At 71.3% G+C, this 24,562-nt stretch carries 25 protein-coding genes and 1 pseudogene; 19 read left to right on the top strand and 7 right to left on the bottom strand.

The window, feature by feature from the left end; translation table 11 throughout:
* Positions 1–39: 39 nt before the first annotated feature.
* From ACIRBY_RS00975 to ACIRBY_RS00930, 10 genes and pseudogenes are all read left to right on the top strand, one after another.
* Positions 40–933 carry a relaxase/mobilization nuclease gene (locus tag ACIRBY_RS00975; protein WP_403894112.1) on the top strand — a complete coding sequence of 298 codons (894 nt, stop codon included), beginning with the start codon at positions 40–42 and terminating at the stop codon, positions 931–933.
* A 105-nt stretch (positions 934–1,038) separates the two neighbouring features.
* Positions 1,039–1,812 carry a hypothetical protein gene (locus ACIRBY_RS00970; RefSeq protein ID WP_403894109.1) on the top strand — a complete coding sequence of 258 codons (774 nt, stop codon included), beginning with the start codon at positions 1,039–1,041 and terminating at the stop codon, positions 1,810–1,812.
* Between the two features lie 250 nt (positions 1,813–2,062).
* Positions 2,063–2,446 carry a hypothetical protein gene (locus tag ACIRBY_RS00965; RefSeq protein ID WP_403894106.1) on the top strand — a complete coding sequence of 128 codons (384 nt, stop codon included), beginning with the start codon at positions 2,063–2,065 and terminating at the stop codon, positions 2,444–2,446.
* Entirely contained in the window at positions 2,443–2,931 is a 489-nt protein-coding gene (locus ACIRBY_RS00960; RefSeq protein WP_403894103.1) for a DUF317 domain-containing protein, read from the top strand. The genes ACIRBY_RS00965 and ACIRBY_RS00960 overlap by 4 nt, the downstream gene beginning before the upstream one ends.
* 15 nt (positions 2,932–2,946) lie before the next feature.
* Positions 2,947–3,234 (top strand): annotated as a pseudogene (locus ACIRBY_RS00955) (DUF317 domain-containing protein); the annotation flags it as partial.
* Between the two features lie 77 nt (positions 3,235–3,311).
* Positions 3,312–3,677, top strand: a complete 366-nt coding sequence (locus ACIRBY_RS00950; protein WP_403894100.1) for a hypothetical protein — start codon at positions 3,312–3,314, stop codon at positions 3,675–3,677.
* Complete coding sequence (locus tag ACIRBY_RS00945) at positions 3,668–4,522, top strand: DUF317 domain-containing protein (RefSeq protein ID WP_403894098.1); 855 nt, start codon at positions 3,668–3,670, stop codon at positions 4,520–4,522. Before ACIRBY_RS00950 ends, ACIRBY_RS00945 begins: the two co-directional genes overlap by 10 nt.
* Before the next feature lie 166 nt (positions 4,523–4,688).
* Positions 4,689–6,521, top strand: a complete 1,833-nt coding sequence (locus tag ACIRBY_RS00940; RefSeq protein WP_403894095.1) for a type IV secretory system conjugative DNA transfer family protein — start codon at positions 4,689–4,691, stop codon at positions 6,519–6,521.
* Positions 6,518–7,759 (top strand): DNA cytosine methyltransferase, encoded by a 1,242-nt coding sequence (locus ACIRBY_RS00935; RefSeq protein WP_403894093.1) that lies wholly within the window; start codon positions 6,518–6,520, stop codon positions 7,757–7,759. The genes ACIRBY_RS00940 and ACIRBY_RS00935 overlap by 4 nt, the downstream gene beginning before the upstream one ends.
* Positions 7,756–8,895, top strand: a complete 1,140-nt coding sequence (locus tag ACIRBY_RS00930) for a DnaB-like helicase N-terminal domain-containing protein (RefSeq protein ID WP_403894090.1) — start codon at positions 7,756–7,758, stop codon at positions 8,893–8,895. The genes ACIRBY_RS00935 and ACIRBY_RS00930 overlap by 4 nt, the downstream gene beginning before the upstream one ends.
* Before the next feature lie 519 nt (positions 8,896–9,414).
* Here ACIRBY_RS00930 and ACIRBY_RS00925 read toward each other — a convergent pair.
* Positions 9,415–10,308 (bottom strand): transporter, encoded by an 894-nt coding sequence (locus tag ACIRBY_RS00925; protein ID WP_403894088.1) that lies wholly within the window; start codon positions 10,306–10,308, stop codon positions 9,415–9,417.
* A 294-nt stretch (positions 10,309–10,602) separates the two neighbouring features.
* Here ACIRBY_RS00925 and ACIRBY_RS00920 point away from each other — a divergent pair, with 294 nt between their 5' ends.
* The 3 genes from ACIRBY_RS00920 to ACIRBY_RS00910 all read left to right on the top strand — a co-directional run bounded on the left by ACIRBY_RS00920 (position 10,603) and on the right by ACIRBY_RS00910 (position 12,847).
* Positions 10,603–11,379, top strand: a complete 777-nt coding sequence (locus tag ACIRBY_RS00920; protein ID WP_403894085.1) for an HAD hydrolase family protein — start codon at positions 10,603–10,605, stop codon at positions 11,377–11,379.
* Positions 11,380–11,604: 225 nt separating this feature from the next.
* Positions 11,605–12,306, top strand: a complete 702-nt coding sequence (locus ACIRBY_RS00915) for a M24 family metallopeptidase (RefSeq protein WP_403894082.1) — start codon at positions 11,605–11,607, stop codon at positions 12,304–12,306.
* A 118-nt stretch (positions 12,307–12,424) separates the two neighbouring features.
* Positions 12,425–12,847, top strand: coding sequence for a tRNA adenosine deaminase-associated protein (locus tag ACIRBY_RS00910; protein ID WP_403894080.1), 423 nt, complete (start codon positions 12,425–12,427; stop codon positions 12,845–12,847).
* Between the two features lie 152 nt (positions 12,848–12,999).
* Here the strand turns inward: ACIRBY_RS00910 and ACIRBY_RS00905 are convergent, their stop codons facing one another.
* On the bottom strand, positions 13,000–13,419 hold the full coding sequence (locus ACIRBY_RS00905; RefSeq protein ID WP_403894078.1) for a molybdopterin-binding protein: 420 nt from the start codon (positions 13,417–13,419) through the stop codon (positions 13,000–13,002).
* A 370-nt stretch (positions 13,420–13,789) separates the two neighbouring features.
* Between ACIRBY_RS00905 and modA the strand changes: the two genes are divergently transcribed.
* Positions 13,790–14,605 (top strand): molybdate ABC transporter substrate-binding protein, encoded by an 816-nt coding sequence (modA, locus tag ACIRBY_RS00900; protein ID WP_403894075.1) that lies wholly within the window; start codon positions 13,790–13,792, stop codon positions 14,603–14,605.
* Between the two features lie 99 nt (positions 14,606–14,704).
* The gene (locus tag ACIRBY_RS00895; protein WP_403894072.1) at positions 14,705–16,627 is read left to right on the top strand and encodes an ABC transporter permease; all 1,923 of its coding nucleotides are present in this window, start codon (positions 14,705–14,707) and stop codon (positions 16,625–16,627) included.
* Between the two features lie 51 nt (positions 16,628–16,678).
* Here the strand turns inward: ACIRBY_RS00895 and ACIRBY_RS00890 are convergent, their stop codons facing one another.
* Together ACIRBY_RS00890 and ACIRBY_RS00885 are read right to left on the bottom strand one after the other, a co-directional pair.
* Positions 16,679–17,503 (bottom strand): sulfite exporter TauE/SafE family protein, encoded by an 825-nt coding sequence (locus ACIRBY_RS00890; protein WP_403894070.1) that lies wholly within the window; start codon positions 17,501–17,503, stop codon positions 16,679–16,681.
* Positions 17,504–17,644: 141 nt separating this feature from the next.
* Complete coding sequence (locus ACIRBY_RS00885; RefSeq protein WP_403894067.1) at positions 17,645–18,457, bottom strand: TSUP family transporter; 813 nt, start codon at positions 18,455–18,457, stop codon at positions 17,645–17,647.
* Between the two features lie 83 nt (positions 18,458–18,540).
* Between ACIRBY_RS00885 and ACIRBY_RS00880 the strand changes: the two genes are divergently transcribed.
* Complete coding sequence (locus ACIRBY_RS00880) at positions 18,541–19,302, top strand: AraC family transcriptional regulator (RefSeq protein ID WP_403894064.1); 762 nt, start codon at positions 18,541–18,543, stop codon at positions 19,300–19,302.
* Between the two features lie 16 nt (positions 19,303–19,318).
* On the opposite strand, the gene ACIRBY_RS00875 is transcribed toward ACIRBY_RS00880, so the two are convergent.
* A complete protein-coding gene (locus ACIRBY_RS00875; protein ID WP_403894061.1) occupies positions 19,319–20,026 on the bottom strand; it encodes a M24 family metallopeptidase in 708 nt (235 codons plus the stop codon).
* A gap of 207 nt (positions 20,027–20,233) precedes the next feature.
* Between ACIRBY_RS00875 and ACIRBY_RS00870 the strand changes: the two genes are divergently transcribed.
* The 3 genes from ACIRBY_RS00870 to ACIRBY_RS00860 all read left to right on the top strand — a co-directional run bounded on the left by ACIRBY_RS00870 (position 20,234) and on the right by ACIRBY_RS00860 (position 22,522).
* Entirely contained in the window at positions 20,234–20,908 is a 675-nt protein-coding gene (locus ACIRBY_RS00870) for a pyridoxal 5'-phosphate synthase (protein WP_403894059.1), read from the top strand.
* 99 nt (positions 20,909–21,007) lie between these two features.
* Positions 21,008–21,784, top strand: coding sequence for a class I SAM-dependent methyltransferase (locus tag ACIRBY_RS00865; RefSeq protein WP_403894056.1), 777 nt, complete (start codon positions 21,008–21,010; stop codon positions 21,782–21,784).
* 30 nt (positions 21,785–21,814) lie between these two features.
* Positions 21,815–22,522 (top strand): M24 family metallopeptidase, encoded by a 708-nt coding sequence (locus ACIRBY_RS00860; protein WP_403894053.1) that lies wholly within the window; start codon positions 21,815–21,817, stop codon positions 22,520–22,522.
* Positions 22,523–22,541: 19 nt separating this feature from the next.
* Here ACIRBY_RS00860 and ACIRBY_RS00855 read toward each other — a convergent pair whose 3' ends face one another.
* Together ACIRBY_RS00855 and ACIRBY_RS00850 are read right to left on the bottom strand one after the other, a co-directional pair.
* Positions 22,542–23,780 (bottom strand): Dyp-type peroxidase, encoded by a 1,239-nt coding sequence (locus ACIRBY_RS00855; RefSeq protein WP_403894050.1) that lies wholly within the window; start codon positions 23,778–23,780, stop codon positions 22,542–22,544.
* Entirely contained in the window at positions 23,767–24,402 is a 636-nt protein-coding gene (locus ACIRBY_RS00850; protein WP_403894047.1) for a molybdopterin-dependent oxidoreductase, read from the bottom strand. The genes ACIRBY_RS00855 and ACIRBY_RS00850 overlap by 14 nt, the downstream gene beginning before the upstream one ends.
* Positions 24,403–24,562: the final 160 nt, after the last annotated feature.

Genomic DNA, 24,562 nt, shown 5'->3' with positions numbered 1-24,562 from the left:
TTCCGCCACCCCCTCGAAATGCGACCCCCGAGCGAGACCATGATCATTGCAATCCACTCCCGCGACGTGACCGCCGACGAAGCACTCGCCGAGGCGCTCGGACGGGAGACCAGCACGGCCGAAGGCCTGACCACCGAGCCCGGCGGCACGGTGGTGGCCCACTGGAACCGGCTGGACCACTACACCAGCGAGGACGAGACGTGGAGCTCGGCGGCGTGGGCCGACCATCTCGCCGACCCCTCGCTGGAGCACCCGCTCGCCTCCGGGCCTGACGGCGACCGGCGCGCAATCCTCCACGTCACCGCGCACATGCATCCGCTGGACCGGGAGCTGAGCCACACCGAGTGGTCCGAGATCGGTCACCGGATCGCCCGTGTCACCGGCATCGCGCCACCCGGCGACGACGCGGCAGGCCGGTGGATCGCCGTCCAGGGCCAGCCCGGCCGCCTGGACGTGATCGCCAACCTCATACGCCTCGATGGCACCTGGAGTGCCCAACCCCGACGCCTCCTGCAGGCCCTGGTCGCCGAGGCACGGAAGATCGAAGCTGACCTCCTTCTGCACCCCAGCCACGGGCGGGACTCCGCGCGCCCGGGCCCGGCGCCCGGAATGGAACACGTCGCCTCGCCGCGGGTGCCGACCGCGACCGGCCCGCTCGCGGGCATTCTGCGCCAGCTCGCCGCCGAGCGGTCCGGTCCGATCGCCGCCGTGCGCCAGCTCGTGGAGGAGGTCGGGCGGCAAGCAGCCGCGCTGCCCGACCACCAAACGGACGCCGCCGCACGGGACTTGTTCTGGGCGGCCCGCCGCTTGCACGGGCTGCAGGAGCAGCTGGGCGAGATCGCCTCCCGACTCCAGCCTCCTGCGGCTCCGGCCGCTCTCGCTCCGGCCCTACCGGTACAGGCGCCTGCCGCATCGCGGGGGTCGGCCCGGTGAACGAGCCGGCCACCCCGCGGAAGGCACCGCCCGGACCGCCAGCCGCACCCACCCCTACCGCCTCCGGGCGGACCCGATGACCCCCGCCCCAAGTTCGAGGAGCCCATGCCCGCCCCCCACACCCTGCCCGACGACGACAGCCGCGACGTGGAGTCGTTCGCCACCGTCCTCTCCGAGGAACTCCCCGGGACCTGGACCGTGCACCACCACCAGCACCAGCGGCACGAAGACCAGTTCCTGCACGCCGAAGAGGTCTGGGACCTCAACGACGTGGCCGCTGCCCTCGCCGAGTACGCACTGGGCGCAGACGCCCACCTCCTCCACGACGACGGCACCCGCCTGTACGTCACCCTCCATCCCCGGCACGAAGAAGAGTTCCTGGTGGCCGCCATGGCCCCGTCCGGCGTCGCCCCGGAGGCGTTCGCCGGGGTCCGCGAACCCGACGGGATCGCCGTGCCCGCCGACCCCGAGCGCGCCGCCCGCGCCATCACCGCCGACCTGCTGCCCCGCTACGACGTCGCGCTCGCCCAGGTCCGGCACAACGCGATGAACCCCCCGCAACCCCTCCCCGCCCCCGGTACTCAGCCGCAGCAGGTGGTGATGACCTGGCTCGAGAACGGTTCCCTCGCGGCCGTCACCACCGCCCGCTCGGCAGCCGAAGCCCTGGTCTCCGAAGGGTTCGTGTGGGACACCGCGGCAAACGCGTACGTGATCTCCGGGGACGACACCCGGGCCCAGGGCCACGCCGTCCAGGCGGCCGGCGCCCGCCTCGCCCGCCTCGGTATCGCCACCGTGCTGCGCGCTGCCGCCCGCCCTGCCGCCGAGGCCACGCTGCCCGCTGCGCCGCCCGGTGCCCGGAGCACCGCCCGCACCCGGTGACCCGTACGCCCCGGCCATCCACCGATATCCCCCGCACCCGGCGCCGCGTCCCACCGCTCGACGCCACCAGCCGCCCCCGGCTCGCCCGATTCCTGCTGCGCCGGTACCTGCGCGCCGCCGTAGTCAAAGCCGCAGGCAGCGACCTGCCCCGGCCCGAACGGCCACCGCGCGCCACCGCGCCGGCCGCCCTCAACCACCGCCGCACCCGCTGACCGCCGTCGCGGGTACTGCACAGCCCCCGGGACCGCCCATGACCCCACCCGCCACCGCACTCACCGACAGCATCACCCGTCAGCTCGACCAACTCTCCGCGCACCTGTCCCAGGCCGGGCCGCAGCAGGCCGCACAGATCCTCCAGCAGGTCCTGGACGCCGAGAGCGGCGTCCTGGGCAGGCTGTCGGCCCTGGTCGGCACCGGCACCTACGTCACCAAGCACCATGCCCAGAGCGGTGTCTTCCCCGCCGAGATGTGGCTGGCACTCGGGCGCACCGCCAACACCCTCCACGACCTCGCCCTCGACCTGGACGAACACCAGGGAGTGTTCGAGGAGATCGCCTCCCGCCGAGCGTTGACCACGTCCTCCCCGGCGGCCACGCAGGCCACCACCCTGGTGGCACGGGGGAGGCACCGTTGAGCAAGAGAGCCCAGTGGTCCGGCTGGGGTCAGGCCCAGCAGGCACAGCAGCACTACCTGGTCGAGCCCCGCTACCTCGCCGGCGGCGGAGACCTGCGGCACGTCGGCGAGTACATGCGCGCGTCGGGTTGGAAGGACATCACCCGCCAGTCCGGCACGATGCTCGCCTTCGACTCACCCGACCAGATGGTGCGCGTCGCCTACCAGCCTCCGGGCGGCTGGCAGGTTCACGGGGCCGCGTACGGACATCAGCCGGCCTGGCAGGTCACCCTGACCCCGCAGACCCCGGTGGAGATCGTCGCAGGCCTGACCGACGCTCTCACCAAGCCTCGCTCGGCGCACGCCCCGAACGTGTGGGCGCCGCTCACCGGGAACTCGTGGAGCGTGCATCGGGAGGACGGCCACTTCGTCGCCCAGAGCCCCGACCGGCATGCCGTCGTGCAGTACGTCAAGGCCGACGGGAACGGGAGCCAGGAGCACTGGTGAGTCGGCGCCCGCAACGAGCACGGCCCCGTGTGGAACGTCCAGGCCACCGCGAGTACGCCGCTGCACCTGATGCAGTCCCTGACCACGGCCATGGCCGACCCGGAGCCGGTGATGCGCCCGCTCGGGCACGTACCGCTCAGCAACCGCATCCGTGTCACCTCCGTGTCCGTCCTGCCCGACCAGCTCGGCGCCTGGCAGCAAGCCCGTCTCTCCGCCGCCCGCGCCGCAGCCTGGAGCCGCAACTGGGTCTCCTCCCGTGCACGCACCGCCACCAAGGCATCCGGCTACGCGAGGACCCGCTGAATCGCCGGGCTCCCTCCTCCCGGCCGCGGCCCGAATCCCCGGCGCCACTGAACCACCCTCATTCCCTGGAGCTTTCGATGACTGACGTGCACACCACCCGGCTGACCGCCGAGGACATCCGTGCTTCCGCACACACCCTGCACCGCCTCACCGCGCACCTGCGGACCGGCCCGCACCTGGACGACGCCCTCCCCTTGATCGCGGCGCTCGTCGACGCGGACACCGGCACCGCAGTCCGCCTTGGCGAAGCCCTGCGCGGCATCGCCCGCTACCTCGCACAGGAGACCACCGTCCCCCGCACCGACACCGTCGAGGCGACCCTGGGCGAGTACATCGAGGCCGCATCCGTCCTGCAGGACCTGCGCCTACTCGATCTCACCCTCGAACCCCTGCGCACCGCACCCGTCCGTACGAGCCCTGCCGAGACAGCCCCGTGGCAGTAAGCCCTGCCCAGCGGGCCTCCTACTCCAACGACCACCACACGACGATCCCCTTCGAGAAGTCACCCCGCGCCCTCGCGGGCCCCGGCGACCCCCGTCACGTCACCCACGCCCTGCTCGCCTCCGGCTGGACCCTGACCTCCGCCCCCGGCGACCCCCGGATCACCCTGACCGGCCCCGACGAGGCCCGGCACCAGATGGCGATAGATCCGTTCGCCTCTGGCTCACCGTGGCGGATCCAGGCCGCCGACTTGACCTGGTACGCCTCCTTCGACCGGATGGTGCCGGCGGAAATCACCGCCGGATTCACCGACGGCCTCCTCGACGGACCACGCCGGGACGAAACCGGCCCGTGGGAGCACATGCAGAAGGCCGGTTGGGCTGTGGAACACCAACCGGACGGCACCGGTCAGGCCCTCTCGCCCGCCCCGGGGCTACCGATCCGCGCCGAGCTGCTCCCCATCTTCAACGACTCGTCCGACCATCTCGCCTGGCGCATCATTCAGCCCGATCACGTCGGCGCCCCGGTCTGGAAGATGTGGATCAGCGGCCTGGTCCCGGACCACCTCATGGCCGGCCTGGCCGAACAGCTCGTTTCCGACGCCCCCGTCCTGCGCGGCATGTACGACCTCGATCACTACAGCCGCCCGGCAGGAGCCCAGCCCGCTCACGCCCCAGCAGGCGGTCGAGGCCCACTTCACCCGCATCGACGCCGCACAAGCCCGGGCCCGCTCCCAGCGCCGCACCCGCCTGCCGGCCCCGGCCGCCACCCCCGCAGTTCCAACCTCCTCGCGCGCAACACGGCCCTGACCTTTGCCTCGCCTCCCCAGAGCCGTCGCTGCGCGTAGAGAAGGAGAAGGCCACCTTCCTGCTCTACAGAATCGATCGCCACAGCGCCCACCGCACCGGGCAGCCCATGCCGCCCCGGCCGCCCGGCGGGCCGGTGCCGCGCCGCGCCCCCGCTGAGCATCTTCCTCCTTCCCGCACCCGCCCCTTCACGGAACAGCGCCGCCCTTGCCCCAGCCCAATTCCTCCTCATCCGACGGCTACGACATAGCCTTCAAGGTCCTCTTGGGCCTGTTCGCCGTCGCCGTCCCCCTCGCCCACCTCGCCTGGCTCAGCGGGAACCTCACCGCCCTGGCCACCGGCAACACCTGGAGCGCCTACCGGCCCGCCGACGCACTCATACGCCCCGACCAGCTCTGGCCCGGCCTTGGAGAAACGTCCCTGCTGATCGGTGCGCGAATCCTTCCCGTACTCGCCCTGATCGCCCTCGCCGCCGTCGGCGGCGTGTGGTGGAGCCGCCACAAGGGCACCTTCGGCGGGAAGAACAAGCGCCGAGTCCGGGGCACGGCAAAAGCTCGGGACATAGAGCCGCTGCTGGCCAGCGCGATCACCGCCAAGGCCCGCTCCCTTCGCCCCAGCCTGAAGGACGCCGACCGCATCGCGGCCTCCGACACCGGAATCCTCCTCGGCAACCTGCAGGGAAGTCGTACCGAAGTCCGCATGGGGTACGAGGACGTCGCGGTGGCGATCATGGCACCGCGCTCCGGGAAGACCACCTCGCTGGCAATCCCCTCCATCCTGGCCGCGCCCGGAGCCGTACTCCTGACCAGCAACAAAGCCGCCGGTGACGCATATACCACCTGCCTCGACGCCCGCAGCCGGGTGGGACGTGTGTGGTCGATGGACCCGCAGCAGATCGCCCACGCCCCCCGCACCATGTGGTGGAACCCTCTGTCGGACGCGAAGTCCCTGGAGGGCGCGAACCGGCTCGCCGGGCACTTCCTCGCCGCCGCCGTAGACGGGAGCCAGCAGGGCGACTTCTGGTCCAAGGCCGGATCCAACATCCTGGCGCAATTGCTCCTGGCGGCGGCCCTCGACAACCGCCCGATCACGGACGTGATGCAGTGGCTGGCCTTCCCTGCCGACCGGCGACCGCTCGACATCCTGCGCGACCACGGGTTCACCTCCGTCGCGTCCCAATTGAAGGGCACCGTCGAGGGGCCGCCGGAGACACGCGACGGCATCTACGAGACCGCGAGACAGTACGCGTCCGCCCTGCTCAGCGCCGACATCGCAGCCTGGGTGACCCCTCAGAAGGACGTGCCGGAGTTCCGCCCGGCCGAGTTCGTGGCCTCCACCGACACGCTGTTCCTGCTCTCCAAGGACGGCGGCGGCGGAGCCTCCGCGCTGATCGCGGCGTGTGCGGACTCGGTGATGCGTGCCGCGACCGCCCGAGCCGAACGCACCGGCGGACGTCTCGACCCGCCCATGCTCGCGATCCTCGACGAGGCCGCAAACGTGTGCAAGATCAGCGACCTCCCCGACCTGTACTCGCACCTGGGGTCGCGCGGAATCATCCCGATAACGATCTTGCAGTCCTACCGGCAGGGCCAGAAAGTGTGGGGCGACGCGGGAATGGACGCCATGTGGTCGGCGGCCACCATCAAGGTCATCGGGTCGGGAATCGACGACCCCGACTTCGCCGACAAGCTCAGCCGGCTGATCGGCGACCACGACATGGAGACGAAGTCCACCAGCATCTCCGAGTCGGGCAAATCTACCTCGATCAGCATGCGGCAGGAGCGCATCCTGCCCGCAGACCGGATCCGCGCCCTACCCAAGGGCACCGCCCTGCTCTTCGCGACCGGTCTGCGCGCCGCCATGCTCGACCTGCGTCCCTGGTATCTCGAGCCGGGCGCCGGTGAACTCGCCGCGGCGTCCAAGGCCGCCTCCGACGCCATCACCGCCCGGGCCATCGCCAAGACCGAATCAACGCGTGGCTGGGGACGACGGGGCGAAGCGCCCGAGCCGGACCGCGACGACTTCGGGCTGGCCGTATGAGAGACCTCATTGTGGACCTGTTCGCCGGCGCGGGCGGCTGGGGCCATGCCCTGCACGTCCTGGGCGTACGCGATGTCGGCCTGGAGTGGGACGAATGGGCCTGTATGACCCGCGCGGCCGCCGCGCAAACCACCATCCGCACCGACGTTGCCCTCTACCCCGTTCGGCCCTTTGTGGGCCGGACCCGCGGCCTGATAGCGAGCCCGCCCTGCCAGGCGTGGAGCATGGCCGGCAAACGTCTCGGCCTGGTCGACCAGCCCCTCGTCCACCAGGCCGTGGCGGACCTGGCCGTCGGGCGGGACACCCGCCCCCAACTCCTCGCAGCCTGCCAGGACCCGAGGTCGCTGCTGGCCGCCGAGCCAATGCGCTACCTCCACGCCTTGCACCAGGCCGGCCAGCCGGAATGGGTGCTGATGGAAGAGGTCCCCGACGTCGCACCGCTGTGGAAGCAGTACGCCGCAGTGCTGCGCACCTGGGGGTTCTCTGCCTGGAGCGGCATCCTGAACGCGGCCGACTTCGGCGTGCCGCAGACCCGGCGGCGGGCGATCCTCATCGCCTCCCGTACGCGCCGCGCGGTCCCACCCGAACCGACGCACGCCAGGTTCGTCGAACCGGAGTCGTTGTTCGGGCCGGGCCGGCACAAGTGGGTGTCCATGGCCGAAGCCCTCGGTTGGGGCCGGACCGACGGTCCGGTGCCCACCGTGTGCGCCGGCGGAGGTCCCGGCGGCGGACCGGAGCCCTTCCCCTCCGGATCCCGCAAGACGCTGTCCGATGCCCGCGACCGCGGCGCCTGGCAGAACCCCCCGCACCACCTGATGCCCAGCCGGAGCCCCACGCCATGCCGATGCGGTGCCAAGTCGTCTCCCTCGTCACCGCGCTGCGTGGAAGAGGGCGAGTGGGTCTTGCGCAGCAACAGCCAGATGAATGCGGCGGTCCGCGCCGTCACCGAGCCGGCCGCCACTCTGTTCTTCGGCAATCGGGCCAACGAGTGTGTCTGGACCACCCGGTCCACCATCCTCGCGGGCTCAGCTGCAGAAGGAGCACCGGCGGCGATCCGGATCACCGCCGAGGAGGCCGGGATCCTGCAATCCTTCCCGGCGTCCTACCCGTGGCAAGGCAACAAGGGCCAGCGCTTCTCCCAGATCGGCAACGCGGTACCCCCGCTGCTCGCGGCCCATTTGATCGCGCCCCACGTGGAACGCACGGTCAGGCGCAACGACTTCGTCCTGGCGGCATGATGGCCAACCACCCCCATGCTGAGGCAGAGGCAGAACTCCTCGATGACCCGGCGCCGACACCGGTGGTCCACTACGCCGAGCAGGCGCTGCTCGGCGCCCTGCTCCTGGTCCCCGAGCGGCTGAAGACCATTGGGCCCCTCGAGCCCGAGCACTTCGCCAACACCGCCCACAGCGCACTGTTCGCGGCAATGTGCACCGTGTCCCCGCCCGGCCCCGAGGTCCACCGCACCAGCCCCGTGTGGCCGAACCAGCTCCTTGCCGCCGCACAGCCCCAGGCCCGAGCGCTAACGGCGGCCTACCTTCACCTCCTGATCAGCGTCTGCCCCGTCGATGCCCACGCTCCGGCCTACGCTCAGATGGTCCGCTCCGGACACGCGCGCCGCCGCCTGCGTCAGCACGCCGGCTTCCTCGCCCAGGCCGCCCGTACCCCGGGGCCCGACCCGGCAGGGGTTGTCCTCGCCCGGGCCGACCAGCTAGCCGTCTACATCGACGAGCTGGCCACGACCTTTCCCTCCCATTCCGGTTCTATGCCCCGGACCTCACCTGCTCCCAAACCGGCAGCGGAGATCTCCACAGAGGCGGAAGACCAGGAGCGGATGCTGCTCGCCACGGCCACCGCCCACCCCGAGGAACTGCCCCGGATGCGGTGGCTGCACGAAAGCGACTTCACGGTCCCAGCGCATGCCGCCGTGTTCGCCTGCCTGACCACACTCGCCCGCCGGGGTGCACCGGTGGACCCCATCACCCTGCTGTGGGAAGCCCAACAGCGCGGCCTGCTCCACAAGGGGTTCGGCCCCGCCGAGTTCTTTGACCTCGTCTCTCACCCCGCCGGGACGCCCGAGCACTGGGGCCGGAAGATCCTCCAGCGCGCTCTCCTCAGCCAGGCTGCCTCCGTCGCGGCCCGCATCGAAGCGCTCACCGCGGACCAGGCCACGTCCGTCCACCAACTGGCGACCGGCAGCCGGCGCGCCCTCACCGCTTTCTCGTCCACCCGGGCCCGCTGGCACCAGGCCACCAGCGACTCCGTCGAGAAGACCCCCGTTCCTCATGCCACGCCATCGCGTACCCCATCCGTCCGCAGCCCGACCGCACGAGCCGGCCCCGCCTCGCTCACCCCGGCCCGTCCCGGCCGATGACCAATCACCCAACTCGACCCAGCTTCGATCGGATCCGCGGGGGCACGAGCTCGGCGACCGCCCTCCGACACCACTCGGTCGCGGCCGGGCTCCGGGTCGGCTCGAACACAGCCACTAACGAAGTCTCTGAGAACGGGGCTGAATCAGAACAGCGCCAACCTATCGCCGGCATCCCGAGCTGACTCCGGCACGTCCAGCTCGAGCTCCTCCTGCCATGCGGTCGCGTTCGCAAGAGGGGTAGGAGTTGGGGATGTCAACGATGTGACGGACCGGGCAATCGCGGCTCGCGCCGCGTTCTTCGGATGAAAGCGCTCACCCTTCACTGCTCCGGCTACGGCGTCGGGCTGGACGATACATACCGCACGATCCCCGGTTTCCGAAACCGGGGATCGTGCGGAAGATGGAGAACTCCACCGCCACGTCGAAAGGAGCCCGGCGACAACCCTCACACCAGCCCGTCGTTCACGCACGCACCACTCCAGTGTCCCAAAACGACCTCGGCGTCCAGTCGACCACCCGCTACGCCGCCGCGTAGGACAGCCGGAACAGCTCCAGCGCTCGCTCGACGTCCTCCTCGCAGCGCAGCTGAACCTCTAGGTCCCCGGTGCCGTGGTGCCCCAGCCCGGTCACGTCCCTGGTGAAGCCCGGCACGAGGTCAACCGCCGAGGGGGCGGCTTTGAGGTACACGAGGACCTTGTCCTGCCGTGGCGTCACGCAGGCGAAGTTACGGAGCCGCTGGTAGGCGTCGTACTGCTGGCGCCTGACCTTCTTGACGTCCTCCCCCAGCCCCAGAAGCAGCTCGTCCACCGCCGACGCCACGTACGCGATGGCCGCAGACGACGGCTGGGCGGGGTGCGAAGTGCCGGCAGCATCGATCCGGCGAAGACGCTTGGGCGCTTTGGCCCGGGCGGCGACCGAAGCGGCGACCGTCTCCATCGCGATGTGGTGTTCGCCGTATAGGCGATAGCGGACCAGGTCGATCGACCGGCGATGCTCACGGACCGCGTGAAGATCGTAGCGAGTGAAGTCGCCCGCGATGCAGATCAACCGAGGCGCACTCCACAGCACCTGCGAGGCCGCGGTCGCCCCGAGACGATCACCCACCAGCGTTTGGAACTCAGTCCGGTGGTCCATCAGCCACCCCATATAGAACAGGCCCTGGTTGATAACCCCCGGGTCCGTCGCGCGCTTGTACTCGACGATCACCGGGGCACCGTTCTCATCGAGCCCCAGCGAGTCGATGCGCCCGCCATGGACAGAGCCGGTGCTGTACTCGGAGGCGAGGAATCGAACCCCGAGCATCGCCTCCATCGCTCCCTCAACCAGGCCCTGCACATCAGCCTCAGCCTCAGCCAATCGCGGCGTGACCTCGGTCGCGCCGTTTCTCGTGTAGAACAGCTTCAGGCTTGCCACCCCCCTTGTCGCATGTGCCGAGAGGTAACACCTGCGGACCGAGGGGTATTTCCGCCGGTCAGGGCGGACCAAGATCCGAACCAATCCCGGACCAGACAGCGAGCGACGGCCGATCCCGTGAACAGGACCGTAGGAAGATCGAATTACGGTCCGTGACACGTCAGGAGCCTCCGGGGCTACACCCCCCGCACACGGCCGGCCCGCCCCCTGTGAGGCGGCAACGAGTTGCCGTCGTACGGCTGGTGGGATCCATCGGGGCGGGCGGGCGCAGAGCCGCCCGGATATCCTCTGCCGATGATCATTCCCAGCGCGCGCACCACGGTCTTCGACATAGACGGCACCCTCTGCTTCGACGGGCGGTCCATCGACCGTCGGATCCTCGACGCCATCGAGGCGATCGAGCGCGCCGGGCAGCACCTGGTCTTCGCGTCCGCCCGGCCGGTACGCGACCTCCTGCCCGTCCTCGACGGTGCCTTCCCGTCCGCCACGCTCATCGGGGGGAACGGGAGTCTCGTCTCCGTCGGCGGCGAAGTGCGGGCGCGGGCCGCGTTCGAAGCCGGCGTCCTCGGGGAGCTGCTGGCGGAGGCCGAAGGGTACCGGGCCGGCTACCTCGCCGACGGCCCCTGGGACTACGCCTATACCGGGCCGGCCGACCACCCCATCCTCGGCCGCGTCGACCAGGCAGGACTGGCCCGCAAGGTGCTGCTCGCCGAGCTTCCCGAGGTCGTGAAGTTCCTGGTCGTCGAGGCGACCGACATGGCGGCCGTCGCCGATGCCGGTCGTGCGCTCGGGATGACCGTCAACCACCACCTCGACGAGGCGATCATCGACTTCGCTCCGGGCACCACGACCAAGTGGGAGGCGCTGACCGACTTGGGGATCGACGAGTACAACGCCTTCGGCAACGACATCAACGATCTGGACATGCTGCGCAATGCCCGGCACGCTGTACGGGTCGGCACGCATCCGGGCCTCGACGGCGTCGCGCACGTCACCGTGGCCGCGGAGCCGGGCGCCGTCGCTGCCGAGATCTCCCGGCTGGCCACGGCGATACCCGCGGGGCTCTCGTAGGGCTGACCAGCGCTGGTGTCCGGTCCCGGCCGAGCGCTGGTTGATCGTCCGGTGATGTCGGGCGCCGGCCGCTGTTACGTTCAACGGGCAGGCTGAGGACTCTCCTCCGCTCCTGGCCGGCTCCACATCGCATCCCCGGCTCGGGCCCGTCGCCCGGACGCCGACAGGCCTTGCGGGCCTGGCAGCCGGTGTGACACGAGCAACGACTGACCGCAAGGACGCACGATGGCGACGCTGGACCGGATGGACATACGACTGCGAGCCCTGCACCTGCTGGAAGGCCAGCGCATGGCGCAGCGTCTGTTCGCCCGCGTCATCTCCGCCCGTGTGATCGCGCCGGGGCGCAGCGAGGGGGAGGTCGACGACCGGATCGCTCTGATCGCGCAGGAGGAGTTCGGCCTACGGGCGGGCCTGGTGGGGCGGCGGTTCGTGCGATCGGGGCCGAACACCGTGGTGGGCGGCCGGTGGCCGGACCGGGTGATCGGCGCGCAGGACGTGGTCGTGCTGGACTTCGAGTCGCTGCTGGCCCCGTACGAGACGGGCTTCGCCCGGACCGTTGCGCTCGGGGAGGGCCTGGCGCGCCGTCGTCTCGTGCAGGACCTGGCGGTGGTGGCCGCCGGAGCCCGGGAGGTCTTCCGCGTCAACGAGGCCGTCACCGGGCGGGAACTCCACGCGGAGGTCCTTGCCTTGGCCGCCAAGGCCGAGCGGGCCCTGGGCGCCTGGCATGCCGGACGGCTGACCGGCACCGCGCCCGCCACGCACGCGGATGCGGTACGGCAGGAGGCGTTCATCTGCCCGGAGAACGACCGGCCACTGCGCCGCACACTGGAGGAGGGCTGGAGGGCCCATTGGATCCTGGAGATCCGCCTCGTCGACGAGTTCCTCGGGCACGCCGGAGTCCACACGGAGCTGCTCGACCTCCACTGACCCCGCACCCGCAAGGTCTTCGGGCCCAGTCCTCGGGTCCGCCGAAAGCTTGCTCCGTGCGGGCCACGCCACGCTCCCACGTGGCTATCGGGTGCGCTGACGGGGCACGTGTGGGGCCGTGACAGAACACAGGAACCACCGGTACGCGGTCGCCGTCGTCCACCGCGACGGCCGCCGGCAGTGCACTCGACTGGACCGCACCGCGCTCACGGGCCTCGACGAAGCGATCGCCGCGGTACGCGGCGAGGGGACCTCGGACACGGTGTACGGGTTCCTCAACGCGGACGAGTCGTTCTTCCTGATCCTGCGCTCCACACCGGCCGGGACGGCTCTGCTGCTGTCGGACGCAGGGGCCGCGCTCCGGCACACGCTCGCCGCCCAGGCCCTGGACGCCATGAACGCCGGCCCTCCCGACCAGGACGCACCGAGCGGGGGTCCCGCCGGGGATCTGGGCATCGTCGCCGATCTGGGGCTCACTGCCGACGGCATGGCCGCCATGCTGGCCCGGTCGGGCGGCTTGCCGGACGACAGCTGCGGATGATCGCGGAGCAGTGCGGATTCGCCGACGAGTTCGACCGCGTGAAGACACAGCCGGGAAATGGCCGTCGGCCGATCCGCCGCGAAGGGCATCGGACCGGCCGACGGCGCAGTCATCGGGCGCGGGAGGAACCGCGCCTGATGAAGAGAAGTGGATCAGGCGGCGGCGAGGGAGATCTCGGTCGCCTTGATCAGGGCGACGACGGAGGAACCGGCGGCCAGGCCGAGGTCCTGCACGGCATCGGCGGTGATCGCGGCGGTCAGGCCGCCGCCGTTGACGTCGACCTTCACGGAGGCCATGGCCGGGCCCGCGGCGACGTCGACGACCGTGCCGGGGATCTGGTTGCGGATGGACACACCCTGGACGGCGGCGGTGGCGAGGGAGACCTCCGTGGCCTTCACCAGGGCCTTGACCGCGGTGCCCTCAGCCAGGCCCAGCTCCTTGGCAGCGTCGGTGGTGATCGCTGCGGTGATCTCCTGGCCGCCCTCCAGGCGGACCTTCACCGACGACATGGCCTCGCCGGCCGTGATCGAGGTGACGGTGCCGGCGATCTGGTTACGGATGGACAGGGTCATGAAAACCACGCCTCACTGAAGAAGAAATGGGGGAGGAAATATGCGGGTCCGATGTGACCTGCGTTACGACCGACATTACAGGAGCGGGAAACGTCCCAGGACGCGCCCCGTCTCATTCGCCAGCCGAATAGCCGCATCCCCCTGGCTTATTCGAGAAGGTCCACTGCCCCGACTTTTACAGGCCCCACGCTCCTCCGACCTGGGACTTCTGCCCCCTGTGCCAAACGGGCACCATGTAGCACACGTACCGAGTGAATCAGCAGATGCGGCGGATATGGATACCCTGGCATGGCAAAAACCGCGCCACCTCCCCGGCATTCTCGAAATTGCGGGGATCCCCTCATCTCGCGTCGAAAAGAGAGAATCGGCCATGCCCCTCCGTCCCACCGGCTTCCTCCGCCGCCATCGCGCCGCGACCTCCATCGCAGTCGGCTCTCTGCTCCTGCCCGCCCTCGCCGCCTGCGGCAGCGGCGACACCGGCTCCGCCTCGCCGTCGGCGTCGACTTCGGGGGAGGTACCCGCGGCGAAGCTGACCGTGCTCGCGGCGGCCTCCCTGACGGACGTGTTCAAGCAGGCGGGCGCGGCCTACGAGAAGGAGCACCCCGGGACGAAGGTGACCTTCTCCTTCGCCGGGTCGCAGGAACTGGCCGCCCAGGTCAAGCAGGGCGCCCCCGCCGACGCACTGGTGACCGCCGACACGAAGACGATGGACGGGCTGAAGGACCAGACCAACGATCCGACGGTCATCGCGAAGAACCGCCTCGTGATCGCCACCGCGCCCGGCAACCCGCACAAGATCGGCTCCCTGAAGGACCTGGCCGACACCAAGATCAAGGTGGTCCTGGCGGCTCCCGAGGTGCCGGCCGGCCGCTACAGCAAGGAGGTCCTCGACAAGCAGGGCATCAAGGTCACCCCCGTCTCGCAGGAGCCCAACGTGCGGGCTGCCCTGTCCAAGGTCGAGCTCGGCGAGGCCGATGCCGCCCTCGTCTACAAGACCGACGCCGAAGCCTCCAAGGGCAAGGTCGATGCCGTCGAGATCCCGGACGACCAAAACGCCATCGCCTCCTACCCGGCAGCCACCCTCAAGGCCACGAAGAACACCGCTGCCGCAGACGCCTTCGTGAAGTGGCTCTCCTCAGCCCAGGCCCAGCAGATCCTCCAGCAGGCCGGCTTCCAGCAGCCCTGACCGCGGCGCCCGCCGGCCCTGGGCGGGGCGACCGCACGCCCCGGGCCGCCGGGCGGTGCCCGTCCCCGCTCCGCCCCCTTTCGAAACCCGGACGTGTCGATGACCCGCCGTACCTCCCGGCCCCGCCCGCCCGTAGCGCTGGCCGTGCCCGCGATCCTCGCGGTCGCCTTCCTGATGATCCCGCTCGCTGGGATCCTCGTACGTACCGAATGGGGTGAGCTGGGCGCCCACCTGACCTCGCCCGGCTCGCTGGAGGCACTGCGCCTGTCGCTGGTCGTGTCGTTCTGGGCGTTGGGCATCTCGCTGCTGCTGGGCGTGCCCCTGGCATGGCTGCTGGCCCGCGTCAAGTTCCGGGGGAAGGCCCTCGTCAGGTCGCTGGTGCTGCTGCCGATGGTGCTGCCGCCGACCGTCGGCGGTGTCGCCCTGCTGCTCGGGTTCGGGCGCCGCGGGCTGCTGGGCCCGTTCCTGGACGAGGCGTTCGGGATCACGCTGCCGTTCCACACCTCCGGGGCGGTCGTGGCGGCCACCTTCGTCGCCATGCCCTTCCTCGTCATCAGCCTGGAGGGCGCGCTGGGCGGCCTGCGGCCCGGCTACGAGGAGACCGCCGCCTCGCTGGGAGCATCCCCGTTGCGGGTGTTCCTCACCGTCACCGTGCCCATGGTCGCCCCGGGCCTGATCGCCGGGGCCGCCCTCACCTGGGCGCGGGCCCTGGGCGAGTTCGGCGCCACGATCACCTTCGCCGGGAACCTGCCGGGCGTCACCCAGACCCTGCCGCTCCAGGTCTACCTCCTCCTCCAGGGCTCCCCCGAAGCCGCCACCTCCCTCTCCCTCCTGCTCCTGGCCATCGCCATGGCGGTCCTCATCGCGCTGCGCGGCCGGTGGACGTCCGGGCACTCCGTCCGCGTCGCCCACTACACCGCCCCGACCGAGGATCCCGTGGTCGATGCGCCGGAACCCGAGGCGGGAGTGGTGCGGGCGCCGGAAGGGCGCTGGGCGCTGCACGCCGAGGTCACCGGCTTCAACCAGCTCACCCTCGACGCCGAACCGGGCACCACGATCGCGGTGGTCGGCGAGAACGGCGCCGGCAAGACCACCCTGCTGCGCGCCCTCCTTGGCCTCACCCCGCGCGCCCACGCCGAACTCCGGCTCGGCGACGACGACGTCACGGCCATGCCGCCCCACCGCCGGGGGGTGGCATGGGTGCCGCAGGACGGCGCCCTGTTCCCCCACCTGACGGCCCTGGGCAACACCGCCTACGGGCTGCGCACGCAAGGCATCTCCCGGGCCGAAGCCCGCACCCGCGCGAAGGCCTGGCTGGACCGGCTCGGCGTCGGCCACCTCGCCGGACGCAAGCCCGCTCAGCTCTCCGGCGGCCAGGCCCAACGGGTCGCCCTGGCCCGGGCGCTGGCCGCCCAGCCCCGCCTGCTGCTCCTGGACGAACCCCTCGCCGCCCTCGACCAGACCACCCGCGCCCGCGTACGCCACACCCTGCGCGCCCACCTCGCCTCCTTCGGCGGGGTCTGCCTGATCGTCACCCACGACCCCGTCGAGGCCGTCTCCTTGGCCGACCGGGTCCTCGTACTGGCCCATGGCCGTGCCCTCCAGGACGCCCCGCCGGCGGAGGTCACCCGCAATCCGCGCTCCCCGTGGGTGGCGCGGATGCTGGGCCGCAACGCCTGGCAGGGAACCACCACGCCGGACGGCCTCAAGCTCGCCGAGGGCGGCGCCGTGACGGTCGCCGACCCTGTTCCGGAAGGCGCCGAGGCCCTGGCGATCGTCGCGCCCGAGGCCGTCTCCCTGCACCGCGAGCAGCCGACCGGCAGCCCCCGCAACGTTTGGCCCGGCACGGTCCGCGAGGTCACCGCGGCCGGCAGCCGGCTGCGCGTGCTGGTCACGTCGGCGGCTGCGGCCGACGTGGTCGCGGAGATCACCCCTCAGTCGGCTGCCGAGCTGGGCATCGCGGACGGCACTCCGGTGTGGTGCAGCGTGAAGGCCACCGAGATCACCCTCGTCACACTCTGAACCACGTCCTGCCGAAGCCTGTGCCCATCAGCGGGGGAGGCATCCGGCAGCTCAGTCGTGACGGGCGAGTTTGGCTGCGGAGACGAGCAGGATCACGGCCAGCGCCGGGATGAGCACCAGCTCCGGAAACACGCCGAGGAGCAGTCCTCCGAGCACGGCACCGGCGACCGAGCCGGCGGCCATGACCGCCGTGAAGCCGAGGTTGGTGTTGAGGACGGCGAAGCTGCCGTCGCGGCTGTAGCGGGCGAACGCAACCAGCATGGTCGGCAGGGAGACCAGCAAGGACAGGCTGCCGGCGGCCTTGATGTCCTGGCCGAACAGCAGCACGATCGTCGGGATCAGCAACTCGCCGCCGGCCACTCCCATGATCGCTGCGACGACGCCGATGCCGAACCCGGCGGCGACGCCGGCGGGAATCTGCGCCCAGGGCGGCAGCGTGAGGGTGTCCAGGGTGGTGGTGTGGGTGACCACGAGCGCGGCGGCCATGAGGAGCATCAGGGCGGCCAGCACCTTGTACAGGGTGGTGCTGCGCATGCGCACTGCCCAGGAAGCGCCGGCCCACGCGCCGAAGAGGCTGCCGGCCAGCAGGTTGACCGCGACGGGCCAGCGGGCGGCGACCTCGGCGGCCGGGACCGTGGCCAGCCGGGCGGGCAGCGCCACGAGGACCACGACCAGGCTCATCGCCTTGTTCAGGATGACGGCCGAGAGCGCAGCGAACCCGAAGAGGCCGATCAGCAGCGGCAGGCGGAATTCGGCCCCGCCCAGCCCGATCATCCCGCCCAGAACGCCGATCGCCGCTCCCGCACCGAACGCCGCAGGTGCCGAGCGCTTCGGCTGGAGGGGATGGAGGGGATGGAGGGCCTGGTCCGTGCTCATATCGGGCATCCTCGCCGGTGGGCTGCCTCCGCTGCTACGCCTGGCTCCCACCTTCGGGGCAAGCCACCGGGCGGCCACTTCCGATTCGTTCGGACCTCCGAGAACCGGCCGCCCTACTGCTCCCCCGACGCGAACACATCCTCACGGTGTGCGGACCAGCATCACGGTCAGCACCAGGCACAGCAGGGCGACGTACGCCCGGGCGTGAAGGCGGTCCGCGAGGCCCGGTGGGCTTCGGCGCAGGAGGACCACGACCGGGAGGGCTCCCACGAGAAGCAGGGCGGCGGCGCCGAGGTCGACGGGCCCGACGGCCGACACCAGGGCCCGGGTGTCCGTTCCGTGGGTACCTGCGAGGAAGACCGCGCACGCGGGGGCGCTGATGCAGGCGGTGAGGGGGTTGGCCAGGGCCGCGGCGGCATCCATCGGAAGTCCCGAACGCCGCAGCAGCGGTACGGTCATGACGCTGCCTCCGACGCCGAGGAACGAGGCGACCGCGCCGATGGGGAGCCCGAGCACGGCCGGTACCGCGAACCCCTCGCGTCCGTCGGCGTCCTCGGCGGCGGCGGAAGGGGGGCGTAGGAACCCCGGGCGGGCGAGGACGTCCAAAACCGTGACCGCCAGATAGGCCACGAACCCCCAGTGGATCAGCCCAGCCGATGCGAAGCTCGCGGCGGCGGCGCCGACGAGCCCTCCGGCCCCGAGCAGGAGCAGCAGCGGGGCGGTGCCCCGCAGCCGGCGCAGCACCGGCCGGGGCGTGGCGGCGGTGGCCACGCCCGAGCTCACGACCATGGCCAGCGACGAGGTCGCCACCGCGACGGTCGCCGCCGCCGGGCCCGCGGCGGCGTCCACCCAGACGATGACGGGGACGGTCACGAAACCTCCGCCGAAGCCGAACAGCACGGTCGTCAGTCCGGTCAGGACACCGACGACGACAAGGAGAACCACAACGCTCATGGACCCAGTCCAGTCGAGACAGCGCCGTGCCGACGATCGAATGCCGGTCCGACCCTTTCGAGTTCCAGCCATAGGCTGCCGCCATGCGCAACGTGCCCCTCGCGCGGGTCGACCACCTCCCCGCCGAGGTGCTGCCGATCGCGACCGACTACCCGCCGGACACCCTCCTGGCCTGGCACGAGCACCGCCGGGCGCAGTTCCTGTACGCCGCGACCGGCACGATGCTCGTGGAGACCGACGACGGAGCGTGGACCGTCCCGGGTGAACGGGCGGTCCTCATCCCGCCCCGGGTCCGGCACCAGGTGCGGATGCTGGACACGCAGACGTCCAGCCTCTACGTCGACCCGTCCGCCGTGCCGTGGTGGCCCACCGCCTGCCGGGTCGTGGCAGTACCGCCCCTGCTGCGAGAACTGCTGCTCGCCGCCGCCGACCTGGACGCGGACTACGCGGCGGACCGCCGCGACAGCGCGGTGATCGCGCTGATCCTGCTGGAGACGGCCGCACTGTCCGAGGTGCCGCTGCACGTCGCCCTCCCGCACGAGCAGCCGTTCGCCCGGCTGTGCCGCGGCTACCTCGCCGACCCCGACCTAGCGGTGACCAACACCGACTGGGCACGCGCCGCCGCGATGAGCGAACGCATGTTCACCCGCCGCTTTCGGGACCTGACGGGGACCAGCCCCGCGGCCTGGCGGTCCCGGGCCCGGCTGCTCGCCTCGATCCCGCTGCTGCGCCACCGGAGCGTGACCGAGGTTGCGACGGTGCTCGGATACGCCTCCCCGGCGGCCTTCTCGTACGCGTTCACCCGCGCTTTCGACGTGCCGCCCTCCTCCATGAGGCACCGCTGACGGGCAGCTCGAGGAGTCAGGCGAGGTCGAGGAGCTGCTCGTAGAAGCCGCCGTAGGCGCGGTCGCGGTCCACCAGATGAAGTTCGAGGATCCAGTGGCAGGTCCGGCCTGCACGGTCGGTACGGCGGAGCGGGGTGTGATTGTCGGGTGTGATGTAGGACTCGGCCTTGGAGCCCTCATTCGTCTCGTGTGGGAACTCGCCGACGAGGTGGCCGGCGTGCCAGATCCCGAGGGTCCAGCCCGCTTCGGCAGCCAAGCGTTCGACCTCGGCGTGGAGTTGGCGGCCGGTGATGTCCGGGTGGGCGGCGAAGAAGGCTCTGCCGGCGTCGAAGATGCGGGGCAGGTCCGCCTGAAGACGGTGCTTGTGCGGGTCGTCGCCGAAGACGTAGGTGCGGCCGAAGTCCGCCTCGTACTCCTCGAAGATCGGGCCGAAGTCGGCGAAGGCCACGTCGTCGGTGCCGATGACGCGGTCCGGCGGGTTCTCCCGGTACGGCAGGAGCGTGTTGGCGCCGGAACGGATGATCCGCTTGTGCCAGTGCTTGGTGGTTCCGAACATCTCATTGGCCAGATCTCGGATCAGGTCGCTGACCTCGCGTTCACCCCGGCCCGGTGCCACCAGCCCCAGCTCCTGAACCGCGGCGAACAGCGCGACCGCCTTCTCCTGGGCCGCCACCAGCCCGGCGGTCCGCCGAGCCTCCTGCTCGTCCGGTGCCACTGCAGTCATCAGGCCTTCCCCTCCCACGTAGCAGCGAGTGACCCCAGTTCGCAGCTCACTGAGGGGCATGCGCTCGGACTTGTGACAATCTCCCAATTCCTCCCACTCAGGCACGGCCATATTTGGGCAATAGGCCAAGCATTTGCCAGGAGATTGTCGAATATTAGCCGCAGATGCAGGATGGAGCATCAACCTGTTCCGACCGGGAGGTGTCAGGTGAGCAGCAGAGAGCGGAGCATCAATGACGTCCGCGGGTGGCTCCGTGGCCTGGAGGTCTTCTCGGGGTCGCTCCCCGAGTTCGCACCCGAGGACGCTCCGGAGGATCCGGTCCGCCTGTTCCTGTCCTGGCTGTCGGACGCGGTCGCGGACGGGCTGCGCGATCCGCACGCCATGACGCTGTCCACGGTCGACGAGGCCGGCGACCCGGACGCCCGGGTGCTGATCCTCAAGGGCGTGGACACCTCCGGATGGCAGTTCGCCGGCCACGCTTTCAGCCCCAAGGGCCACCAGCTGTCCGTCCACCCACGGGCCGCGCTCACCTTCTACTGGCCCGAGCATGGTCGGCAGGTCCGCCTCCGCGGGCCCGTCACGCCGGGATCGACGACGGACAATGCCGAGGACTTCCTCGCCCGGTCAGCCACCGCCCGCGCGGAGGCCCTGCTCGGCCGGCAGAGCCAGTACCTGGCCGACACCGCCGAACGCGACCAGGCCCTGGAGAAGGCCCTGGCCATGGTCGGGAAGGAGCCCTCGCTCGTCGACTCCGCCTGGACGCTCTACACCCTCGCGCCGACGGTGGTCGAGTTCTGGCAGGCGGCGGCGAGCCGCGTCCACTCACGTCTGCGCTACGAGCGCACCGCGACCGGCTGGGGACGGTTCCCGCTCTGGTCGTGACATCCCCACCCGGATCACATCCATCCCCTTGCCCGGGCGGCACAACCGCAGGGCGTGCGGGAGTCCACACGTCCCTGCTCACGAAGCGAGGCAACCCCCATGACGACACGCACCCAGGACGGCAGCGCGGGCGACGTCGACTACGGCACGATCGGCTCCGGCTACTCCTCATTCCGCCGCCCGGACGAGAGGATCGCCCGGTTCATCGCCCAGGCGCTGGGGGACGCGCGGACCGTGCTCAATGTCGGCGCCGGCGCCGGATCGTACGAGAGCGCGGCCCGCAGCGTGACGGCCGTCGAGCCGTCCGGAGCGATGCGGGCGCAGCGCCCGGCGCGACTCGCCGACGCCGTGGACGCGGTTGCGGAGAACCTGCCCTTCGCGGACGGGGAGTTCGATGCCTCGATGACGCTGTTCAGCGTGCACCAGTGGTCCGACGTACGGGCCGGGCTGCGCGAGATGCGGCGTGTGACCCGGGGACCTGTCGTCATCCTCACCTGTGACCCCGCGCTGGTCCGCGACTTCTGGCTCTACCGCTATGCGCCGGAGGTCCTCGAAACCGAGGCGCGGCGCTACCCGAGCGTCGAGGAACTGGCCGCCGCGCTGGGCGGCACCGGCACCGTCACGACCGTGCCGATTCCGCTGGATTGCTCCGACGGTTTCAACGAGGCCTACTACGGCCGACCCGAGATACTGCTCGACCCGGCGGCCCGCCAGGCCTGTTCGGCGTGGAGCTTCGTCGACGACCGGGTCCGCGAACACTTCGACGAGACCCTGCGGCACGACCTGCAATCCGGCGCCTGGGACGCGGAGTTCGGGCATTTGCGCAGCCATGACTCGTACGAAGGGTCGCTCGTCATCGTGCGCGCGACCCCGTAGCAACGCAAGACGAGAAAGAGAACGAACGCGATGGCGATACCCGACCGGATGGACGAGCGGCTGCGGGCCCTTGGCCTGGTGGAGGCCCAGCGGAAGGCCGAGGCCCTGTTCGCCGAGGTCGTCCGGCGCGGGCTGATCGCGGCAGGCAGCAGCGAGTACGAGGCCACCGACCGGATCGGGGACCTCGCCAGGGAGCTGCTCGGCACCCGCGTACGGTGGCCCGGGCGGATCGTCCGCTCCGGGCCGCACACGCTGCTGCCGTGCGGTGACGAGCCGCCCGCCGACCGTGTCATCGGCGCCGCCGACACCGTCACCGTGCACTTCGGTCCGCTGTTCGCGGGCCAGGGGACCGACTTCGCCCGCACCGTCGTCCTCGGCGACGACCCGGCACGGCTGAAGCTCTGCGAAGACCTGCCGAGGATCTTCGCCGCGGGCCGGGAGACGTTCCACGCGGACCGGCACATCACCGGCGGCCGGCTGTTTGGCGAACTCCAGGCCCTCGCAGGCAAGGCGGGCTGGACCCTCGGCGGATGGCACGCCGGCCACGTGATCGGTGAGACTCCGGCCGCCAACCCGATGTGCGCGCAGGCGGACGCATACATCGGGCCGGACAACGGCGAGCCGCTGCGCCGTACGACGCCGGGCGGCTGGCAGGCCCACTGGCTCCTCGAGATCCACCTGGTCGACGAGCACACCGGCTTCGGCGGCACGCACAAGGCCCTCCTCGACCTTTTCTGAGGCCGGTCGGCCGCGCACCTCACCCTTCCATGAGCGCCTGAGCCACGTACCCGCCCGGGCGGATGCCCCCGGGTACGGCGAACAGGGCGGAGGTCTCGTGGACCAGGTAGCGGGTGAGCGCGTCGCCCCGCGACAGCCGCTGCTGGACGGGGATGAAGCCGGTGCGCGGGTCGGGCTGCCAGGCCAGGAAGAGGAGTCCGGCGTCCGGGGTGCCGTCGGCGCGCAGGCCGTCGTGGTACGACCAGCTTCGCCGGACCATGGTGGCCCCGTTGTTGGAGGCGGGGGCTGCGAGCCGGATGTGGGCGTTGGTGGCGATGACGGGGACCCCGTCGGCGCGGGCTGCGTTGAGGTCGACGGGTGTGCGTTCGCTGCCGCCGGTCAGCGGGGCGCCGTCGGCGGTGCGCCGGCCGAGGGCCTGTTCGCGGTGGGTGGGCGGCAGGGTGTCCCAGTGGTCGAGGAGCATGCGGATGCGCCGGATCACCACGTACGAGCCGCCCGTGAGCCAGGCCGGGGCGTCCGGCGCCGTGACCAGGGCCTTGGCGGGGTCGGGGTTGTTGGTGCCGTCGACCTGGCCCATCAGGTTGCGCCGGCCGTCGGCGGCCGTGAACCCGGTCATGGTCCAGCGCAGCTTGGCCTCCCCGCGGGCCAGCCGCTGCAGGGCGCGCAGGACGTGGGCGGCGACGAAGGCATCGTCGGCGCCGATCTGGACCAGCAGGTCGCCGTCGCTGCGGGCGGCGTCGAGCTGGTCCTCGCCGAAGGCGGGCAGAGGGGCCAGTGCTTCGGGGCGAGCGGCGGTCAGGCCGGTGCGGTCGAAGAAGGTCGGGCCGAGTCCGAAGGTGAGGGTGAGCCGGGCCGGGGCGGTGCCGGCCAGCGCCCCGGTCTCGGCGGCCCGGGAGCCGGGCGGCTCCAGCTCGGGCGGCACGGCCTCACCCCGTACGAGGTGCTCCGCGGCGGAGGTCCAGCGCAGCAGCAGCGCCGCAGCCCGGCCCCGGTCCGCACGGGCCCCGAAGTCGAAGGCGGCCAGCCGGACGTACTGCTGGCGGGGCGTCAGGATTCCGGCCTGCTGTCGCCCGTGGAACGGGATGAGAGCGGAGGCACCAGTCCCGTCCCCGCCCCGGAGGGCCGCCGCGGTGGCGGCCCCTCCCCCCGCCGTGACCGCGAGACCGCCGGCGGTGAGCAGGGCCCGGCGGGACACCCGCCGACGGGAACCGGCGGCCGGACCGGCCTGCGCCGGCGGCTCTTCGTCAGTGGCCGGCACCGGAGGCTCCGCCGGTCCCGTCGACGGTGGCGTCCACGGTGCCCACCCACAGCTGGTTCAGCTCCGAGACGTACCGGCCGCCCTTCGTGTCCTGCGGGACCACCAGCTTCGGGCCGGCGGCGTCGTCGAAGGGCTTTCCGTCCTCGGAGACGGCGAGCAGGATCTGCGACTTGGCGAAGCCGGGGTCCAGTTCAGCCCAGGCGAAGACCGCACGGTAGTCGCCACCGCCGGTCGCCGCCACCACGCCGCGCAGCTGGCCGTTCTTCTTCGAGGCGTCGAAGCGCGGCTGCGCGTCCTTGAGCACGTCGTGCACCAGGACTCCCTGGTAGGTGTGCTTCTGCTGCCCTTTGGCGCTGGTGTACTCCACCTCGACCGATATCTGCGGGAGACCTCGCAGCGAGACCAGCGTCACGGTGTACGGCTTGTCCACCTGGCCCGCGACCCTCACCTCACCGGGTTTCAGCGCCGGCGCCGGGGCGGCCGCGTTCGAGGAGCCCGCACCGGGGGCGGGCGACGACGGAGCCGGAGAACCGGTGGCCTTCACCGGGGCGTTGCCGCCACAGCCGGCGAGCACCAGAACAGCGACGGCGGCCACAGCGGGCAGCGATGCGCGACGGACCACGACGGGACTCCTCTCTCGGGCTGGGCCGTCCCGACGCGTTTGCGGGCATGATCACCCAACCAGCTGGCAAATGCAGGGAGAAAGATATCGAACAAATCTCAAGTGCCAGCCGTTACGCGAAAGTTCTGCGGAATCTCCAATCCCGATGCGCGGCGGTGGT

This window comes from Streptomyces sp. NPDC096136 (assembly GCF_044763325.1).
In the GTDB taxonomy this organism is placed as follows: Bacteria; Actinomycetota; Actinomycetes; order Streptomycetales; family Streptomycetaceae; genus Streptomyces.
This window is presented reverse-complemented; position numbering and strand designations above follow the sequence as displayed.

Bases quoted from the DNA above. Each gene is read 5' to 3' on its own strand.
- ACIRBY_RS00905 (WP_403894078.1), bottom strand. From the start codon at position 13,419: ATGACCCTGTCCATCCGTAACCAGATCGCCGGCACCGTCACCTCGATC.
- ACIRBY_RS00930 (WP_403894090.1), top strand. From the start codon at position 7,756: ATGATGGCCAACCACCCCCATGCTGAGGCAGAGGCAGAACTCCTCGAT.
- ACIRBY_RS00975 (WP_403894112.1), top strand. From the start codon at position 40: ATGATCATTGCAATCCACTCCCGCGACGTGACCGCCGACGAAGCACTC.
- ACIRBY_RS00875 (WP_403894061.1), bottom strand. From the start codon at position 20,026: ATGACTGCAGTGGCACCGGACGAGCAGGAGGCTCGGCGGACCGCCGGG.
- ACIRBY_RS00965 (WP_403894106.1), top strand. From the start codon at position 2,063: ATGACCCCACCCGCCACCGCACTCACCGACAGCATCACCCGTCAGCTC.
- ACIRBY_RS00890 (WP_403894070.1), bottom strand. From the start codon at position 17,503: ATGAGCACGGACCAGGCCCTCCATCCCCTCCATCCCCTCCAGCCGAAG.
- ACIRBY_RS00895 (WP_403894072.1), top strand. From the start codon at position 14,705: ATGACCCGCCGTACCTCCCGGCCCCGCCCGCCCGTAGCGCTGGCCGTG.
- ACIRBY_RS00880 (WP_403894064.1), top strand. From the start codon at position 18,541: ATGCGCAACGTGCCCCTCGCGCGGGTCGACCACCTCCCCGCCGAGGTG.
- ACIRBY_RS00920 (WP_403894085.1), top strand. From the start codon at position 10,603: ATGATCATTCCCAGCGCGCGCACCACGGTCTTCGACATAGACGGCACC.
- modA (WP_403894075.1), top strand. From the start codon at position 13,790: ATGCCCCTCCGTCCCACCGGCTTCCTCCGCCGCCATCGCGCCGCGACC.
- ACIRBY_RS00885 (WP_403894067.1), bottom strand. From the start codon at position 18,457: ATGAGCGTTGTGGTTCTCCTTGTCGTCGTCGGTGTCCTGACCGGACTG.
- ACIRBY_RS00970 (WP_403894109.1), top strand. From the start codon at position 1,039: ATGCCCGCCCCCCACACCCTGCCCGACGACGACAGCCGCGACGTGGAG.
- ACIRBY_RS00935 (WP_403894093.1), top strand. From the start codon at position 6,518: ATGAGAGACCTCATTGTGGACCTGTTCGCCGGCGCGGGCGGCTGGGGC.
- ACIRBY_RS00950 (WP_403894100.1), top strand. From the start codon at position 3,312: ATGACTGACGTGCACACCACCCGGCTGACCGCCGAGGACATCCGTGCT.
- ACIRBY_RS00865 (WP_403894056.1), top strand. From the start codon at position 21,008: ATGACGACACGCACCCAGGACGGCAGCGCGGGCGACGTCGACTACGGC.
- ACIRBY_RS00860 (WP_403894053.1), top strand. From the start codon at position 21,815: ATGGCGATACCCGACCGGATGGACGAGCGGCTGCGGGCCCTTGGCCTG.
- ACIRBY_RS00915 (WP_403894082.1), top strand. From the start codon at position 11,605: ATGGCGACGCTGGACCGGATGGACATACGACTGCGAGCCCTGCACCTG.